Genomic DNA, 18,230 nt, shown 5'->3' on the forward strand with positions numbered 1-18,230 from the left:
TGAAATACATGAAAAAATCACTGCGTGTACCACTTAAGTGGTAAAACCTCCATATACTACATTTAAAAATTAGGAGATTCCCTATGGGAGACAACCTATTAAACAACTATTACATTAAATAAGAAGAGGCATGGTTACCAACCCATGCCCCAACTGAAACTAAACTTAAATAACTAACTGTTTCTTTAATAAGTCTAAATAATTTGGTTTAATCTTATTGTTTCGGCTACCCTCAAACCTCCATGACACAATACCGTTGCCTTTATGTAAATCTGTATGCCAACACTTTTCCATAACTTTGAATTCCTGACAACGTTTTGAAATCCAAAACCTGTCTAATTTCGACTAATTATGGCCCTTAATCAAAAAGGGAATTGTTTTTATTGTCTGTTCTTTTCCGAGAAGCCATGAGCACCCTATCTCGTTCCAATTTAAGGGCTAATTAATGCTTATTAAATCGTTATTTATCCAGCCTATTGAGGTTTCTTCTTTCTAAGAAATTATTTTGATTCCAATTTCCATGTGCGAACCCAATCTACACGCATAGTATTTATCGAGTCATCATTTAAGTCATCTTTATCAGCCAATCCTCCTAAAAAACATTCATCAGCAGTCCATAAATCCCAAATAAGTTCTAACTCTCTTGTAAAGTCTTGATTTGTAGTAACTTTTCCTGCAGGTTCTCCATCCAAGTAGAATTGAACCGTGCGCTCATCTATCCACCAACAACCAACAATGTGATAATCTTCTTCCCATGTTTTATCTTTCTTCGGATTCTCTGGCAATAACCATCTAGTATCATAATTATCTTCATGCCTTTCTGTAACACTATTTTTTGCGATAAAATATTGAGAATTCATTTGTGTCGGAAACAAGTGAGTTGTCCATGGAAAATTAGGTGTATTCATTGACGTGTCTATACATTCCTGTGTTGGTTTAGAATTATTTTCAACGATATCTATCTCATCTCTATTGTCAATATCTCCATTATTCATCCAAAACGTATTAAAAGCAGAGATGTGTGCTGTTTTCATACTGCACTCAGTATACATTGGATAGCTAATTTTTGCAATTGAATGTACCCTTGCGGTTTGAAACCAATTTGGCTCACTTCTTAGTGTGGCTTTAATACAAAGTTTACCATCTTCCGTAAAAGAGTTTTCTTCTCTCATAAAAACTGGTGTATTTCCATAATTCCAAAATGAATTATACCACTTTGTAGTATCAAATGGACCATCAAATTCATCTGACAGCGCATCTACTTTTACCCATTGCTTGTCTAGAGGTGTTGTATCATCAATAGAAGTAAAAGAAGGAAAATTAGGATCCATATTAGCAAAATCCTCTGCAGTAGGTCCTGGAACCTCGTTTATTGTTAGAAAAACTGAAGCTGTATCTTCATTGCCATCTTTATCTGCAATTTTATAAGTAAAGCTATCATCTCCAAAGAATCCCGTATTTGGTATATATTCGAATACACCATCACTTACCTCTGTAGCGTTTCCATTAGATGGACCATTTACTAAACTGTAGTTGTTTGTATCTCCGCCTTTATTACCTATATTGTCATTAGCCGATACATCCACCCTGTTGGCTTCCCCAGAACTGCTATTTTCATCTATAACTAAAAAATCATCATTAGCAATTGGCCCACCAGTATCTTCTGAACTAGATGAACATGAAACGAATAGGATCGTAATACTACAGATAAGAAATGAGTAAATTTTCATAATATATTATGTTTTAATTTTATTAATTTATAAAAAGCTCTTTTTGCTTTTGTCTTAGTGAATCTATTTTTCGTATTCTAATATCCTTAAAGAATATTTCTGCCGCTTCGCTCTGTAGTTGGATTTTTCCTTTAGTAAGCGGTATGTCTTTTCCGTTCTCGTCTATATACCTAGAGTTCTTTAAGATCATAACCACTTCACCATTTACTACATGCAGACTTTTATCCTCAAAACAATATAGGTCAAGTGTGTTCCATTCATCATCTGGCTTTTCATAATTACCGCTTCGTAGGCAGTAATTTCTGTATGGGCTGTTCATACTTAGAGTAATGAAATCTTGAGATTCGTGCGCCATAGGGTCTAAAACAGATTCTGGTTTATAGGCACGAATATCTATTGCCGAATTTGCCTGGCTCCAAAAATCGCCCGTATGCCCTTCCATAATCTGAAATTCTTGAGAAAGCATCCACGATCTCCAATACTCAACTGCCATAGGACCTATGGAGTGGTATAGAATTCCTGAATCTTTGAGTAAATTTTTTCTGTAAGCCCATTTTTTGTCGCCCCACTTATATTTTAACTGAAAATGGTAATTTTCATATTCTTTTTTGGTAATTAAACAACCATAATATTCACCCGTATTCCTAATTAAAATATCATCACCTTCTTGAAAGGTGGTAAAAACATGGTATGAAGGGTTGTTTAAACCTATGGGGGCAATTTCTTCTCCCTGCTCATTTTTTGGCACCGAACCATTATAGCCAGGCTGATGCTTGTAACTTAGGTAATTGTCCCAATTGGTCAAATCCGCATCTATTAATTCTTCCCATTGGTATGTTTGATTTGCATTTGGTGTCTCATTATTCTTTATTTGAGAACAAGAAATTATAAGCAAAAGAAGGATAGGAAAAAGGGGATTGTGAAATTTCATACTATTTGTTTTGATTATATGTCATTACTCCATAATTAATATTTCAAGCAGAAATTTGTCTAGTGCCTGAGGCATTTAATGAAGTAAAAAAGCTCAATTGTAAAGAGCTTCTTATAAAATTTAAGCGTTATAATATTACAAAATAATACACTTCCCTAGTTTAGATTTAACCAGTTTAAATGAATTGTCCAGTTTTTATTCAGGTGTAAGTAACTAACGTTCAAGCTTATTATTTTCAATATTTCATGTGTTCAGTTTTTTTCTAGGAATATTGGGTTTACACTTATCATAAATTACCATAGCTTTACAAAAACGAGTTTTTAATTATGAAAATTGATATTAGTAAAATTAGTATGAGTAAAAAAGAAAACAACACTGGGGCAAACCCTATTTGGAGATGTTGCCTCCTCGCAATATTCATCCTCGCAAGTACGAGTTATAGTTCTGCTCAAACGGCGGATTCGTCAATTGCAGATAAAGAGAGTAAAACTGAGGCAAGAGTCACTGGTTTGAAATACATCACTGTACATGTGCTCAAGCTTGAGAAAACCCTAAAACTTTACCGTGAGATTCTTGGTTTCAAATTATCTGACGCTGAGGTTCTTCATGGCCCAGGACTTGAAGGTATGCTAGTTATGAAGTTAAAAGCGGATGATTTGACAATTGGCCTATCGGTTACCGCTCCAGAATTTCTGCACACAGTAGGACCTATAGGAAATACCAACCACAATCATTTCATGCTTAAAGTTAATGATATTGGCCCGATTGGCGATAAGTTGAAAGAAGAGGGATACGAGTTGGAAAACGAGCATTATGTTCGCGACAAATACACATTTTTTGTAGGACCCAATGGGGAGATTATCGGTCTTTCCGCATGGGAATAATATAGAACGGATCTCACCTCCCTTCTGATGATGTCATTTGCTGGTCGTCGTAACCGACCAGCCATGGCCAGAAGAGAACTTGCCCCATCTAACCTACCCACTAAGATTCAAAAAATGCAATCAAAGTATTGCATAAACTTGCTATGTGCAAGAAATAATATATGGTTCATCAATATATATAAAATTAATCCCAAGGTGCCCCTTTTACATCTCTTAAGAACTCAGTACACTTAAATAAACTAAAGCGCATTAATGGACAATAGTTATAATCGTTACGCGGAATTACGTTGTTTTATTTCTGATTATTAGATTTATAATCGAAATGGCACAGTTTGTTAATAAAAGTTATGCCTATCATAGTAATCTTAACCAATTCCTAATAGTAGATTTTGTTGAATACTATACTCGTCTATAGTAAGAATTGGAGATACTTTACAATTCTGCCTTTTATATAAAATCCGAATTCTCAAAACTAGTCGTTAGAATAGATCATTTGGCAAGCCCAGACTTGTTTGTAAGAATAGAGCACAAAACATCGAAAACCAGGAGCAAGAACTAGGGTTCGCGAAGGCGTAACGCGATGTTTTGTGACTGATTTGTCTCAAGCATAGCGGGAAAAAAATTCTTATGGTGGACGGCTTTTCTCCTGCCTGCTATGCTGGCAAGCAGATTTGTTGTTTTTCTTTGAACGGACAAAGAAAAGTAATTCATAAAAAAAATGGAAGGTCTATTCGGGAACAGGCTCTTTTTATATAGCAATCCTCCTAAATTTCGATACATCGAAATTATCCTCCCTTTATATAAAAGGAGGAACAATCTCCATTCATGTTTAGCTTTTGTATTTAGCTTTAGCCTTTATTTGATTTTATAGGGGGACACCACATCCTCATAAATGCTTTGATATCAAAAAGACCCCTTTTGATCTTTTCCATCATTGTTTTTATTATACTTAGATTTAGTGTAACGCTATTCCTAGACGGGACAAAAAATAAAAAAACCCGATACGGAAGTATCGGGTTTTTTGCTCCTTCTCTTGGGCTCGAACCAAGGACCCTCTGATTAACAGTCAGATGCTCTAACCAACTGAGCTAAGAAGGAGTGTGCTATTCTGTCTTAGCGAGCGCAAATATATATATATTTTTAGTTACTGCAAATAAAAATTTTAAAAATTTTATCCAAAAATCGCTTTATAAATATCATTCCCGTTTGCAAACAAAACTAAAGCGATTAAAATGAAGAAACCAACCATTTGTGCATATTCCATAAACTTGTCTCCAGGTTTCCTTCCAGACACCATTTCATATAGCAAAAACATTACATGCCCCCCATCTAAAGCTGGGATTGGCAAAAGATTTAAAACGCCCAACATAATAGATAAAAAGGCCGTGATACTCCAAAATACTTGCCAGCTCCAAAAGCTTGGAAATATATCGTAAATAGCCTTAAATCCTCCTACACCTTTATAAGCACCAGTACTTGGTGTAAAAATAGCTTTAAATTGCGTTATATAGGATGATATTTTATCTCCCGTTTTCTTTATTCCTATAGGGAAGGATTCAAAAAAGCCATATTTCTTGGTTTCAAATTGGTAATACCCTAAAGCCTCTAAAGTTTCAGGTGTAGACCCTGAAGCATAGGCCAATCCTAATTTTCCATCTTCATCTATTTTCAATGGTAGCGTAACTTCAGCATTATCCCTTAAAACTTTCGCAACAACTTCCTGTCCTTTAAACTTCTCTAATCCAGATTTCACCTGATCGATATACCTAGTTTCATAATCGTTCAAACCTAAAATAATGTCTCCTTTTTTAATACCACTACTCTTATTATAAGATGTGTCTGGTACTTGAACCACAACAAAGGGCTCTCTTAAATTGATAAAGCCTTTTTCCTTAGAGTCAATTAATTGAGATAAAAAATCCTCAGGCATATGAATTGTCGATTGCTGTCCATTCCTTTCAATAACGATCTCTTTACCAAACAATACTTTTTCAGAAATTTCAGAAAAATTTTCAATTTTATCACCATCTACTGCAATAATTCTATCACCTGTAAGCAAGCCTGCTTTGTTTGCTACAGTACTTTCTATTAAAAGACCATCTTTAATATTTTCATTTGGCAAAAATCTATCTCCATAAAAATAACTCATTCCTATGTAGATAAGAATGGCCAACAAAAAATTCACAGTAACACCACCTAACATAATAACTAAACGCTGCCATGCAGGTTTGGATCGAAATTCCCAAGGTTGTGGTTCTTTTTCCATTTGTTCGGTATCCATACTTTCATCTATCATTCCTGCAATCTTTACATAACCGCCCAATGGCAACCAACCTATACCATAAACTGTTTCGCCTATTTTCTTTTTAAATAATGAAAACTTCACATCAAAAAATAAATAAAACTTCTCTACTCTTGTTTTAAAAGCCTTTGCGGGGATAAAATGCCCTAATTCATGCAAAATGATAAGCAGCGAAAGACTTAATAAAAATTGAGATATTTTAATAACAAACTCCATATAACTTCAATCCGATTTTTTTAATCGAACAAAAGTACACTTTTAAACCAACTTTAAAAAGACAATTAAGATGATGCTTGCCTTTTTTAACAAGAATTTAATTTTAAAAATCCAAAGGCCTTAACTTTACCTGTCTTTATTCATTATCTATTACTAGGCCAGATTAAGATTAATAAAGTCATTTCTTTTCGATTAAATTTTTAGTCTCCAATGTTTCATTGTATTTTTGTATAAGTTATTTTTACCAGCTTCAATGTTATCATTTTTCAAGGATTATAAGGGATTTGCAATTGTATTTGGCATCATTTCGATTATTATCGTTTCAATAATCTATAATACCTTAAATGTTTACCAACCGCTTCCTATTTATCAGCCTACCATGGTAAGTACCGAATTGGTGGACAGTACCATTCAATATAAAAAAAAATATCATAAAATAGCCGATTTCTCCCTTATCAACCAAAATGGAAAGACCATTACTCAAAACGATTATAAAGATAAAATATATGTAGCTGATTTTTTTTTCACCACCTGTAGAACCATTTGCCCGATTATGACGGATCATATGGAGCAAATACAAAAAGAAATTATTGACGACGATGACATCATGTTACTTTCCCATTCGGTAACGCCCGAAATAGATACGGTTGCTCAACTAAAACGCTATGCAAAGAAAAAAGGCGTTAACGACAATAAATGGAACTTGGTTACTGGTGACAAAAAACAAATATACCAATTGGCCAGAAGAAGTTATTTGGCAGTTAAAGATCATGGAGATGGCGGCCCTTTTGATATGGTACATACCGAAAACTTCATGCTTATTGATAAAAAGCGGCAAATAAGAGGCTTTTATGATGGCACAGATTCCAAAGATATAGATCGCTTACTTGATGATATTAAAATCCTAAAAGAAGAATATCAAAAATAGTTTTTTACCATCCATTTTTTTAGACTGTTTTTTTATACTACTTTTGCTTCTTTAAAATCAATCTAAATAAGCTTGCAAGACACTTTAGCACATCTTAAACGTGGTGAGAAAGGTATTATAACCGATGTTTCATCTATTCATATTCCATTAAAACTTTTAGAAATGGGTTGTTTGCCAGGCAATTCTGTACAATTGGTACAACTCGCTCCTTTTCAAGACCCAATGTATTTAAATATTAATGGAACGCACTTAGCTATTAGAAAGGAAACGGCTTCCCATATTTTAATTGAAAAAATAGGGCATGAGTAAGCAAATAAATGTCGCTTTAATTGGTAATCCCAATACAGGAAAAACATCTGTTTTTAATGCATTAACAGGATTAAACCAAAAAGTTGGTAATTATCCAGGCATCACTGTAGAAAAGAAAGAAGGTGTTTGTAAACTACCCCGAGGTGTTAAAGCACATATTATTGATTTACCAGGAACCTATAGTCTGAACGCTTCTTCTCTTGATGAGAATGTTGTTATAGAACTCCTTTTAAACAAAAAGGACAAAGATTTTCCAGACATCGCAGTTGTTGTAAGTGACGTCGAAAATTTAAAACGAAACCTTTTACTCTTTACACAAATTAAAGATTTAGAAATCCCAACACTTCTTGTTATTAATATGGCAGACAGGATGAGCTACAAAGGGATTTCATTAGATATCGATTATTTAGAAGAACATCTTCAAACCAAAATAGCTTTAATAAGTACAAGAAAGGGTCAAGGCATTGACAATTTAAAAAACCTCATTGCTAACTATAAAGATCTCTCCATTACACCTTGTTTAAACGCATCCGAGATAGATCGAGATTATTTTGACAGTTTACGTAAAGCATTTCCCAATCAACTTTTATATAAACTTTGGTTAGTCATTACGCAAGACGTTAACTTTGGAAAAACGGATAGAAACGAAATTGATGCTGTTGCTAATTTTAAAACTAAAAGCAAAGGTGATTTAAAACGTTTGCAGCAAAAGGAAACTATTAAACGCTATCAATTTATAAATAACGTCCTTAAAAAAGGGCAAACCATCGACATATCGCAAGCCAAAGATTTACGAACAAAGTTTGATCGTATTTTAACTCATAAAGTTTGGGGATATGTTATTTTCTTTTTCATTCTACTTACTATTTTTCAAGCGATTTATGACTGGTCCAGCGTCCCAATGGATTTTATTGATAGTATTTTTGCGTCATTAAGCGAATGGGTTAAAAATATGTTGCCAGATGGTGCTTTCACTAACCTATTGGCAGAAGGTATTATTCCTGGTCTTGGAGGCATTGTTATTTTTATTCCGCAAATTGCTTTCTTGTTCTTGTTTATAGCTGTACTTGAAGAAAGTGGCTACATGAGCCGTGTTGTATTTTTAATGGATAGGGTTATGAGACGTTTTGGTTTAAGTGGTAAAAGCGTTGTTCCGTTAATCTCTGGTACTGCTTGTGCTATTCCAGCCATAATGGCCACAAGAAACATAGAAAGTTGGAAAGAACGTTTAATTACTATCTTAGTAACACCGTTCACAACATGCTCGGCAAGACTTCCTGTTTATTTAATTATTATCGCATTAGTTATTCCTGAAGGACGTATTCTTGGTTTAAGTTATCAGGCTTTAACTTTAATGCTACTCTACTTAATTGGTTTTGTAACGGCAGTGTTTTCAGCGTATATTCTAAACAAAATTCTAAAAATAAGAAGCAAAACATTTTTTGTTGTAGAAATGCCCAATTATAAGCTCCCTATGTTTAAAAACGTAGCTTTAACCGTCATTGAAAAAACAAAATCCTTTGTTTTTGGTGCTGGTAAAATTATTCTTGCCATATCTATTGTTCTTTGGTTTTTAGCATCCTATGGTCCAGGAGATGCATTTAACAACGCCGAAAACATCGTTAAATCGGAATATGCATCTCAACACCTTACTAAAGAAGACTTACAACAAAAGATAGCTTCACATAAATTAGAGCATTCATTTATTGGTATTACGGGACGCGCTATTGAACCTGTTATTAGACCACTGGGTTACGATTGGAAAATTGGCATTGCCATAGTAAGCTCTTTTGCTGCCCGCGAAGTATTTGTTGGCACATTAGCAACTATTTATAGTGTAGGAAGTGATGAAGAAGAAACTATAAAAAATAGAATGGCTAGTGAAGTTAACCCCATTTTAGGAGGACCTTTATTTACATTTGCTTCTGGTATTTCGTTGCTATTATTTTATGCTTTTGCTATGCAATGCATGAGCACCTTAGCCATTGTAAAAAAAGAAACTAATAGTTGGAAATGGCCTGTATTACAATTAGTTATTATGACTACTTTTGCTTATATAGTTGCATTAATTGCATTTCAATTTTTGAAATAATTCAAAAGTTTTAACGACCTTAGTAATTATGAATACGATTATACAAAACATACTGGTTTATACTGCTCTCGCTTTAGCTGTTGCGTTTATTGTGAAAACATATGTCTGGTCTCCTAAAAAGAAAAAAACCAAAGCTTGCGGAGGCGATGATAGTTGTGGTTGCCATTAAAATAGTTACATAGGTTATTATTTACTTAAAATTTAAGTACCTATCTGAAAAAAATAGTAGTTCCATGAAACTATCCTAGTTTTTATAATTACTTTAGGACTTTATAATTTAAACGACCTGCATTAATTTATTAAAATGAGAAAAACATATTTATACACCTTAACCTTATCGTTATTATTTACAGGTTTCATATCGGCTCAGGAAAAGGGCAAGACCATCAAGTTGTTTGATGCCAACTTAAGCCATTTTGAAAAATGGAATGGGGTGCCACATGCAACTGTTGAAGGCTTGCCAGCAGGAACCTATCAATCTGACAATGTACATAACGGAATACCCTTAGGGCTTAACAATGATATAAAGAATGTATTCTCCATAATTGCAGAAAATGAAACGCCTATATTAAAAATAACGGGAGAGATTTATGGGGGTTTAACCACAAAATCATCCTATGAAAATTATCACTTAAGCGTGATGTTTAAATGGGGAGATAAGAAATGGGCTCCAAGGTTAGAATCTAAAAGAGATAGTGGGATTTTATATCATTGCTATGGCGAACATGGTCGTTTTTGGAAGACTTGGAAAACCAGTATGGAATATCAGGTACAAGAAACCGATATGGGAGATTTTATTACCATTTCTGGTAATACAACAACACCTAAAGTGTCTGGACCTCAAGTTGAGATTCGAGGAAAACAAGGAGAAAAGAGAGGCATGTATAATCCAAACTCTGATACGTATTTAGACAAAATAGGATATATAAATGCTTATAAAGAACCCGATGCTCCCCATGGTGAGTGGAATCATTTAGAAATTTATGTGGTTGGTAACGACGCCGTTCACCTAGTAAACAATGAAATTGTTATGGTTGTTGAAAATGCTATAAATCCTGAAAGTGGAAAGCCTCTAACCAAGGGGCAAATACAAATTCAATCTGAAGCTGCAGAGTGTTACTACAAAGAGCTTACCTTAACAGGTATTAAAAAGTTTCCTAAGTTTATAAAGAAACAGGTTCGATTTAAATAATAAAAAAACACTTGTTATTTAGACAGAGCGAAGCACGAATGTTGAGAGAGTTCCATAAAAAATTAAGAAAGCTTTACAAACAAGTTATTAGCAATCATATTAGATATGATTAGCTCCTTTGTTTTTATTTTTATAGTGATGGAATTATCAAAAGGTTCACGGTGACAGACCTTCAATGCGGTTCCTAAAGCAATATCATTCTTATCTAAATATTTTAAAAAATCTGATGAAGAATCCTGAACCCCAACACAGATGCAGTTATCTCCTATTTCAGCTTCTGAAAGCAGGATTTTATCAATTTTTTTGATTTTACCCGTTTTATCTGGAATAGGATCACCATGCGGATCATGAGTTGGAAATCCTAAAAAGGCATCTAACTGGCTAATTAATTTTTTAGACTTAATATGTTCTAAATGTTCTGCCACTTCATGAACCTCGTCCCAGGAAAAATTTAATTTTTCAACCAAAAACACTTCCCAAAGCCTATGTTTTCTAACAATGTTTACAGCAACTTCTTTTCCCTTGTTGGTTAAAGTAACCCCTTGGTATTTTTTGTAATCAACATAGCTCTTTTCAGAAAGTTTCTTAACCATATCGGTCACAGACGATGCTTTTGTTTCCATTTCTTTGGCAATAGCATTCGTACTCACATTATTGGCACCATATTTTCCTAAATGGTAAATTGCTTTAATATAGTTTTCTTCTGTAAGGGTTACCATAACTATTTTTTAGACAAAACAAATATAAAACAATTAATAACATTAAAATAATTTTTAGATTAGTCTAAAAATTATTTTATATTTGCATAAAAAATATAACATGAGACATCTAATAATACTCTTCCTAAGTGTATTATCTTTTACAGTAAACGCACAAAATATAATCGGTAAAACCATATCGGAGGGCAATGCTTTACCTTATGTAAACATTTATTTAAAAGGCACTAAAAAAGGAACGGTGTCTAATGATGCTGGCTCATTTAAAATAAAAGATGTAGAAGCTGGAACTTATACAGTCATTGCTTCATTCACTGGATATCAAACTCAGAAGAAAACAATTAATGTATCTTCAAATGATGTAATTGTGGACTTCAACTTATCAGAATCAGAATTACTTGATGAAGTTGTGGTCACAGGAACTTTAAAAGCAGTATCCCGTTTAGAAAGCCCTGTGCCTGTTGAAGTTTACTCACCCGCCTTTTTAAAGAAAAACCCAACACCCAATATTTTTGAAGCCTTACAGAATGTAAACGGTGTCCGTCCACAAATCAATTGTAATGTCTGTAACACAGGCGACATACATATTAATGGTCTGGAAGGGCCTTATACCCTTGTTCTTATAGATGGTATGCCTATTGTAAGTGGATTATCTACTGTATATGGTCTCTCTGGGATTCCTAATTCCTTAATAGAACAAATCGAAATTGTAAAAGGCCCAGCGTCTTCTCTTTATGGAAGTGAAGCTGTAGGAGGTTTAATTAATATTATTACAAAACTTCCAGAAAATGCACCTCGTTTTTTTGCAGATAGCTATATAACAGGTTGGGGAGAAGTAAATCTCGACTTGGGGTTCAAAACCAAAGTAGGCAATAAAGCCAATTTACTTTTTGGTACTAATTATTTCAACTATAACAACCCGATAGATAATAATGGAGATAACTTTACCGATTTAACTCTTCAAAATAGAATTTCGGTTTTTCAGAAATGGGATTTTAAACGCAAACAAAATAGACAGTTTTCTTTAGCTGGACGTTATTTTTATGAAGACAGGTGGGGCGGAGAAATGCAATGGAATCCATCCTTTAGAGGGGGAGATGATGTTTATGGTGAAAGTATTTACACCTCTCGTTTTGAACTTTTAGGCAAATACCAATTACCTGTTGAAGAAAAGGTGTTATTTCAATTTTCCTATACAGATCACGATCAAAATTCAGTATATGGAAATGTGCCTTACTTAGCACAACAACGTATTGGATTTGGACAATTTACATGGGACAAGCCTCTTAAAAATCATGATTTACTATTTGGAGCCGCAGCCAGATACAATTTTTACGATGATAGTACACCAGCAACAGTAGACGCAGATGAAGTTGTTATCCCATCTCTATTTGCTCAAGATGAAATTGAACTTAACGACAAACACACCTTACTACTGGGAGCTCGTTATGATTATGATAAAAGACATGGTAATATCTTTACTCCAAGAATTGCTTATAAATTTAAACCTACCAGCGACGATATTTTTCGTATAAATGCAGGAACAGGGTTTAGAGTTGTTAATATTTTTACTGAAGAACATGCAGCACTCACTGGTGCCAGAGATGTTATAATCTCTGAAGCTTTAAAACCAGAACGCTCATATAATATCAATGCTAATTACTTGAAGAAATTTTACACAAAATCTGGTGCCATAATTGGCTTAGATGCCTCTGCATGGTATACATACTTTACCAATTTAATTTTACCTGATTATGACACAAACCCTAATCAGATTATATACGATAACCTAGATGGTAAAGCTGTTACAAAAGGCGTAAGTTTAAATTTAGATGCTATAATTGCTAGTGGTATCAAAGTTTTAGTAGGTGCAACGCTTCAAGATGTATCTCAAACCGAAAATGGTGTGAAACAACGTCAAATTTTAACAGAACGGTTCACAGGTACCTGGGGGCTCTCATATAAAAATTATAAAACCAATCTAACACTAGATTACACAGGTAATATTTATGGACCTATGCGATTACCACTATTAGGCGAATTAGACCCCAGAAGTGAAAATTCACCAACCTGGAGTATTCAGAACATCCAATTAACTTATGATGGTTTATTAAATTTTGAAATCTATGGAGGTGTTAAAAACCTATTGGATTGGACACCAAACAAAGGAAATCCTTTTATTATAGCCAGGGCAAACGATCCGTTTGATAAAGATGTTGCTTTCGATAATGATGGCAACGCGCTTGTAACAGCAGATAATCCTTATGGTCTAACATTTGACCCATCCTATGTTTATGCACCAAATCAAGGTATCCGTTTATTTTTTGGATTACGCTATTCATTTAAATAATTATAAGCTTTTTTAGTACATTACAACAAAATTTAACACATGCATAGATATCTCTATATAGCGATCATTAGTTTAATCTTTTTTAGTTGCAAAAACGAAAAGAAAACAAATGAAAAATTAAATGTGGTGACCACAACCACCATGATTACCGATTTAGTAAAGAACATTGGTGGTGAGTACATTAACCTAGAAGGATTGATGGGAAGTGGTGTTGACCCCCATTTATATAAAGCCAGTGAAGGCGATGTTACTAAACTGGCCAATGCAGATATTATTTTTTACAACGGGCTTCACCTTGAAGGCAAGCTTGTTGAAGTTTTCGAAAAAATGAAAAACAAAAAAACGATTGCTATTTCTAATGCCTTGGATAAAAATACACTTATTGGTTCGGAATATTTTGCATCGAATTACGATCCCCATATTTGGTTTAATGTTGATTATTGGATAAAAGTTACCGAATATGTAACAGAAATACTTATTGAAGCCATTCCAGACAAGAAAGCTATTTTCGAATCAAATCATGCAAATTATATAAAAAAACTAGGAGCTCTAAAAGCCGCAATACATAGCATTATAGAAGAAAGTTTACCGAAAGAAAAACGTATTTTAGTAACAGCACACGATGCTTTTAATTACTTTGGTAGGTCTTTTGGGTTCGAGGTTGTAGGCTTACAAGGTTTATCGACTGCTACAGAAGCAGGTGTGCAAGATGTTCAAAAATTATCGGCTTTTATTATAGAAAAAAATGTAAAAGCTATTTTTGTAGAAAGCTCTGTCCCCAAACGTACTATCGAAGCATTACAAGCAGCCGTAAATTCTAAAGGGCATGATGTTACTATTGGAGGCTCTTTATATTCGGATGCACTAGGTAATGCAGGAACTATAGAAGGCACCTACATTGGTATGTTTGAACATAATGTAAACACGATTGTGAATGCACTTAAATAAGTTAACAGTATTCAGTTACAGTTTACAATATTTACTCAAGCGTGAAATGCTGATATCTTCTTTCCTATTTTAGGAAAGTTTAGAAAAAGCCTAAAACGGAAATAAAAAGATGAAACAAAACATAGCCGTACAAGTAGACGATCTAACTGTAGCATACAACTACAAACCTGTGCTTTGGGATATCGATTTAGAAATACCGGAAGGTGTTCTTATGGCTATTGTTGGACCAAACGGTGCTGGAAAATCAACGCTTATAAAATCAATTCTTGGTATTCTAAACCCCATTGCGGGGAGTGTGAGTATTTATGGAAAACCCTATGAAAAACAACGTGAATTAGTTGCCTACGTACCACAAAAAGGAAGTGTCGATTGGGATTTTCCAACAACGGCACTAGACGTTGTTATGATGGGTACATACGGCAGCCTAGGTTGGATAAAACGTCCTGGACAAAAGGAAAAAAAGATGGCGCTTGAAGCTTTGGAAAAAGTAGGCATGCTTCCTTTTAAAAACAGGCAAATAAGTCAGCTTTCTGGAGGGCAGCAGCAGCGTATCTTTCTAGCAAGAGCATTGGTACAAGATGCCTCTATCTATTTTATGGACGAACCATTTCAAGGCGTTGATGCTACTACCGAAATTGCTATCATCAATATTTTAAAAGAACTAAGAAAGGCCAATAAAACGGTTATTGTTGTGCATCACGACTTGCAAACAGTTCCCGAATATTTTGATTGGGTAACCTTTTTAAACGTCAAGAAAATTGCCACAGGTCCTGTAAAAGACATCTTTAATGATGATAATTTAACAAAGACCTACGGCATTAACTATAAAGTGAGTATACAGGAATAGAAAAGCATGCCGTTTTCTGTATCAGTAAACAGTGTTCAATAGCTGTTAACAAAGTTGAATAATTAGAAGTAGAAACGAAAGAGATAAATAAAACTTGAAATTCCGATATAGTCGGAAAAGTCAAAATTCAGAAATAATGAAATGAAGGAATGAAGATGCAAAAGAAGTTTCAAGCACAGGACAGAAGCGTGAAGAAAATGTATTGAATACATTTTTAGCGAATGGGCCAGATGGCGTATTGAGAAAGCGAATAGCACTTTAGCAACTTCCTAATTTTGACATGATTTTTTGGTTTGTTTTGTATCAAAACAAAATGAACAACAATAATGTGAAACGGAAAAAGGTTTTTACCACGATTAAGACTAAGCTTAAGATGGGCCATCATAAAAGGTAGGAATGACACAATGGATATAACGGAATACATAAAACTTGTCTTTACAGACTATACCTTAAGGACCATTACCTTGGGCACCGCTGTTCTAGGTTCAGTTACAGGTATGTTAGGTAGCTTTGCTGTATTACGAAAACAAAGTCTTTTGGGGGATGCTATCTCACATGCTGCTTTGCCTGGCATTGCTATCGCTTTTTTAATTACAGGAGCAAAAGACAGCAACGTATTATTGTTAGGCGCCCTGGTAAGCGGTCTTATCGGTACTTTTTGGATTCGAGGTATCATTAGTAAAACACATTTAAAATCAGATACTGCCTTAGGTCTTATACTCTCACTTTTTTTTGGTTTTGGGATGCTTCTCTTAACCTTTATTCAAAAACAGCCTAACGCCAATCAAGCTGGTTTAGATAAATATTTATTCGGACAAGCTGCTACTTTAGTAGAAAGTGATGTTTGGCTTATGGCTCTTATAACTAGTATTTGTCTTGTCGTATTGTTACTATTCTGGAAAGAATTTAAAATCCTTCTTTTTGATGCCGACTATACAAAAACATTAGGGTTTAATACCAAATTCATAGATATTTTAATCACCTCATTTATTGTACTTGCCATTGTATTAGGTTTACAAACAGTTGGTGTTGTACTTATGAGCGCTATGCTATTGGCACCTGCCGCTGCTGCTCGCCAATGGACCAACAGTTTAGGAGTTATGGTATTTCTAGCAGCTGTTTTCGGAGCGTTTTCAGGTGTTTTTGGAACCGCCATAAGTGCCAGTCAAAACAACCTGTCAACAGGCCCAGTTATTGTTATTGTTGCTGGGGTATTTGTATTTATTTCCTTTATCTTTTCACCGAGTCGGGGATTGCTGTTTAAACAAATACGATTCATTAAAAATCGTCGTGATTTACAGCTTCATAAAACATTATCTTTTATGTATCATATTGCTGAAACACATGAAAATATTTCGCATCCCCATGCTATTAAAATTCTGAATAATTTTCAGGGATATACAAAAGGAACACTTCAAAAATTAGTTCGGAAAAATTATGTAAAACTTCATGGGAGTATGTGGAGTTTAACCGAAGAGGGTTTTAATACGGCTTCTAACTTATACAACCAACAAACTGAAAATAATGAGTAATGCCCAAATAGAAATACAGCTTATCGCCAGTTTGGTTGCCATTGCTTGTGCCATTCCAGGGACTTTTCTTGTACTGAGAAAAATGGCAATGATAAGCGATGCTATAAGTCACTCTATTTTACCAGGTATTGTTATAGGTTTTTTTATTACACAAGATTTAAACTCACCGTTACTTATATTACTGGCAGCCATAACGGGAATTATTACGGTTGTTCTAGTAGAATATATTCAAAAAACGGGCTTGGTAAAAGAAGACACCGCTATCGGATTAGTGTTTCCTATATTGTTTAGTATTGGTGTTATTTTAATTGCTAAAAATGCCAATGATGTTCATTTAGATGTAGATGCTGTTTTATTGGGAGAATTAGCTTTTGCACCTTTTGATCGATTATTAATTGCTGGAATGGATGTAGGTCCAAAATCATTATGGGTTATAGGTAGTATTTTATTGATTACCATCGGGTTATTATTTGCATTTTTTAAGGAACTCAAAATAAGCACATTTGATGCTGGTTTAGCGGCATCACTAGGGTTTTCTCCTGCTGTTATTCATTATGGACTTATGACGGTTTCTTCGGTAACCACTGTAGGCGCTTTTGATGCTGTTGGTGCCATTTTAGTAGTTGCTTTAATGATTGCTCCTGCTGCTACGGCCTATTTACTTACCACCAACTTAAAACGTATGCTGGTTTATGCTATTTGCTTTGGTGTATTTAGTGCCATTTCTGGCTATTGGTTAGCACATGGATTAGATGCTTCAATTGCTGGATCCATTACAACCATGTTAGGCCTTATCTTTTTAATGGTTTATTTATTTGCTCCCAACAAAGGGATTATAGCCGTTTTATATAGAGAGAAACAGCAACGTACAGAAGTATCACTACTTACCTTTTTGCTGCATTTAAGAAATCATAACGAAGAAGAAGAACGCCATGTAAATCATCTTAACGAACATATTAATTGGCAAAAAGTACGCAGCAAAACTGTATTAGAATTAGCACTTAAAAACAATATGATCGTTATTGAAAATAATATTGTGTCCTTAACAAAAAAAGGAAAAGATTTCACCTCTCAAGCTATCGATTATATCATCACCAATGAAGATTCTAAGATTGAACATATGAAAGACGATTTCTTTTTGTTTAGAGGCTAATTTCACACCAAAAACCTTCTCCTCTTCCTTTTACAAAAATATTTATTCTAAATAAAATATTTTTTATTACGAAATTTTTCGTATGTTTGATACGAAACAA

15 protein-coding genes and 1 tRNA gene are annotated in these 18,230 nt (G+C 34.2%); 11 read left to right on the top strand and 5 right to left on the bottom strand.

Translation table 11 applies throughout. The features are described 5' to 3' along the window. Nucleotides 1-500: 500 nt before the first annotated feature. Both HHX25_RS07610 and HHX25_RS07615 read right to left on the bottom strand, forming a co-directional pair. A complete protein-coding gene (locus HHX25_RS07610) occupies nt 501-1,730 on the bottom strand; it encodes an Ig-like domain-containing protein (RefSeq protein WP_169671819.1) in 1,230 nt (409 codons plus the stop codon). A gap of 22 nt (nt 1,731-1,752) precedes the next feature. After that, nucleotides 1,753-2,661, bottom strand: a complete 909-nt coding sequence (locus HHX25_RS07615; RefSeq protein ID WP_169671822.1) for a 3-keto-disaccharide hydrolase — start codon at nt 2,659-2,661, stop codon at nt 1,753-1,755. Nucleotides 2,662-2,987: 326 nt separating this feature from the next. Here HHX25_RS07615 and HHX25_RS07620 point away from each other — a divergent pair, with 326 nt between their 5' ends. Then, entirely contained in the window at nt 2,988-3,545 is a 558-nt protein-coding gene (locus HHX25_RS07620; protein WP_169671823.1) for a VOC family protein, read from the top strand. A 1,024-nt stretch (nt 3,546-4,569) separates the two neighbouring features. Here HHX25_RS07620 and HHX25_RS07625 read toward each other — a convergent pair. Both HHX25_RS07625 and rseP read right to left on the bottom strand, forming a co-directional pair. Beyond that, a tRNA-Asn gene (locus HHX25_RS07625) sits at nt 4,570-4,643 on the bottom strand. Nucleotides 4,644-4,716: 73 nt separating this feature from the next. After that, a complete protein-coding gene (rseP, locus tag HHX25_RS07630; RefSeq protein ID WP_169671825.1) occupies nt 4,717-6,063 on the bottom strand; it encodes an RIP metalloprotease RseP in 1,347 nt (448 codons plus the stop codon). A 253-nt stretch (nt 6,064-6,316) separates the two neighbouring features. On the opposite strand from rseP, the gene HHX25_RS07635 reads away from it, so the two are divergent. From HHX25_RS07635 to HHX25_RS07655, 5 genes are all read left to right on the top strand, one after another. Continuing rightward, nucleotides 6,317-6,991, top strand: coding sequence for an SCO family protein (locus tag HHX25_RS07635; protein WP_169671827.1), 675 nt, complete (start codon nt 6,317-6,319; stop codon nt 6,989-6,991). Nucleotides 6,992-7,063: 72 nt separating this feature from the next. Next, nucleotides 7,064-7,300 (top strand): FeoA family protein, encoded by a 237-nt coding sequence (locus tag HHX25_RS07640; protein ID WP_169671829.1) that lies wholly within the window; start codon nt 7,064-7,066, stop codon nt 7,298-7,300. After that, complete coding sequence (feoB, locus tag HHX25_RS07645) at nt 7,293-9,392, top strand: ferrous iron transport protein B (protein WP_169671831.1); 2,100 nt, start codon at nt 7,293-7,295, stop codon at nt 9,390-9,392. The genes HHX25_RS07640 and feoB overlap by 8 nt, the downstream gene beginning before the upstream one ends. 28 nt (nt 9,393-9,420) lie before the next feature. Beyond that, complete coding sequence (locus tag HHX25_RS07650; protein WP_169671833.1) at nt 9,421-9,561, top strand: FeoB-associated Cys-rich membrane protein; 141 nt, start codon at nt 9,421-9,423, stop codon at nt 9,559-9,561. 135 nt (nt 9,562-9,696) lie between these two features. Beyond that, the gene (locus HHX25_RS07655) at nt 9,697-10,584 is read left to right on the top strand and encodes a 3-keto-disaccharide hydrolase (RefSeq protein WP_169671835.1); all 888 of its coding nucleotides are present in this window, start codon (nt 9,697-9,699) and stop codon (nt 10,582-10,584) included. A gap of 62 nt (nt 10,585-10,646) precedes the next feature. Here HHX25_RS07655 and HHX25_RS07660 read toward each other — a convergent pair whose 3' ends face one another. Further along, nucleotides 10,647-11,303 carry a metal-dependent transcriptional regulator gene (locus tag HHX25_RS07660; protein ID WP_169671836.1) on the bottom strand — a complete coding sequence of 219 codons (657 nt, stop codon included), beginning with the start codon at nt 11,301-11,303 and terminating at the stop codon, nt 10,647-10,649. 100 nt (nt 11,304-11,403) lie between these two features. On the opposite strand from HHX25_RS07660, the gene HHX25_RS07665 reads away from it, so the two are divergent. From HHX25_RS07665 to HHX25_RS07685, 5 genes are all read left to right on the top strand, one after another. Further along, nucleotides 11,404-13,650, top strand: coding sequence for a TonB-dependent receptor (locus tag HHX25_RS07665; RefSeq protein ID WP_169671838.1), 2,247 nt, complete (start codon nt 11,404-11,406; stop codon nt 13,648-13,650). A 39-nt stretch (nt 13,651-13,689) separates the two neighbouring features. Then, the gene (locus HHX25_RS07670) at nt 13,690-14,598 is read left to right on the top strand and encodes a metal ABC transporter solute-binding protein, Zn/Mn family (protein ID WP_169671840.1); all 909 of its coding nucleotides are present in this window, start codon (nt 13,690-13,692) and stop codon (nt 14,596-14,598) included. A 109-nt stretch (nt 14,599-14,707) separates the two neighbouring features. Further along, nucleotides 14,708-15,445, top strand: a complete 738-nt coding sequence (locus tag HHX25_RS07675) for a metal ABC transporter ATP-binding protein (RefSeq protein WP_169671842.1) — start codon at nt 14,708-14,710, stop codon at nt 15,443-15,445. Nucleotides 15,446-15,849: 404 nt separating this feature from the next. Then, nucleotides 15,850-16,977 carry a metal ABC transporter permease gene (locus HHX25_RS07680; protein WP_169671844.1) on the top strand — a complete coding sequence of 376 codons (1,128 nt, stop codon included), beginning with the start codon at nt 15,850-15,852 and terminating at the stop codon, nt 16,975-16,977. Continuing rightward, a complete protein-coding gene (locus HHX25_RS07685; RefSeq protein WP_169671846.1) occupies nt 16,970-18,130 on the top strand; it encodes a metal ABC transporter permease in 1,161 nt (386 codons plus the stop codon). The genes HHX25_RS07680 and HHX25_RS07685 overlap by 8 nt, the downstream gene beginning before the upstream one ends. Nucleotides 18,131-18,230: the final 100 nt, after the last annotated feature.

Origin of the sequence: Flavivirga algicola, assembly GCF_012910715.1 — a bacterium.
GTDB lineage: Bacteria > Bacteroidota > Bacteroidia > Flavobacteriales > Flavobacteriaceae > Flavivirga > Flavivirga algicola.

Excerpts from the sequence above, each read along its gene's own strand:
- rseP (WP_169671825.1), bottom strand. The coding sequence starts at position 6,063 with ATGGAGTTTGTTATTAAAATATCTCAATTTTTATTAAGTCTTTCGCTG.
- HHX25_RS07660 (WP_169671836.1), bottom strand. The coding sequence starts at position 11,303 with ATGGTAACCCTTACAGAAGAAAACTATATTAAAGCAATTTACCATTTA.
- HHX25_RS07680 (WP_169671844.1), top strand. The coding sequence starts at position 15,850 with ATGGATATAACGGAATACATAAAACTTGTCTTTACAGACTATACCTTA.
- HHX25_RS07670 (WP_169671840.1), top strand. The coding sequence starts at position 13,690 with ATGCATAGATATCTCTATATAGCGATCATTAGTTTAATCTTTTTTAGT.
- feoB (WP_169671831.1), top strand. The coding sequence starts at position 7,293 with ATGAGTAAGCAAATAAATGTCGCTTTAATTGGTAATCCCAATACAGGA.
- HHX25_RS07635 (WP_169671827.1), top strand. The coding sequence starts at position 6,317 with ATGTTATCATTTTTCAAGGATTATAAGGGATTTGCAATTGTATTTGGC.
- HHX25_RS07685 (WP_169671846.1), top strand. The coding sequence starts at position 16,970 with ATGAGTAATGCCCAAATAGAAATACAGCTTATCGCCAGTTTGGTTGCC.
- HHX25_RS07665 (WP_169671838.1), top strand. The coding sequence starts at position 11,404 with ATGAGACATCTAATAATACTCTTCCTAAGTGTATTATCTTTTACAGTA.
- HHX25_RS07650 (WP_169671833.1), top strand. The coding sequence starts at position 9,421 with ATGAATACGATTATACAAAACATACTGGTTTATACTGCTCTCGCTTTA.
- HHX25_RS07620 (WP_169671823.1), top strand. The coding sequence starts at position 2,988 with ATGAAAATTGATATTAGTAAAATTAGTATGAGTAAAAAAGAAAACAAC.
- HHX25_RS07610 (WP_169671819.1), bottom strand. The coding sequence starts at position 1,730 with ATGAAAATTTACTCATTTCTTATCTGTAGTATTACGATCCTATTCGTT.
- HHX25_RS07675 (WP_169671842.1), top strand. The coding sequence starts at position 14,708 with ATGAAACAAAACATAGCCGTACAAGTAGACGATCTAACTGTAGCATAC.
- HHX25_RS07615 (WP_169671822.1), bottom strand. The coding sequence starts at position 2,661 with ATGAAATTTCACAATCCCCTTTTTCCTATCCTTCTTTTGCTTATAATT.
- HHX25_RS07655 (WP_169671835.1), top strand. The coding sequence starts at position 9,697 with ATGAGAAAAACATATTTATACACCTTAACCTTATCGTTATTATTTACA.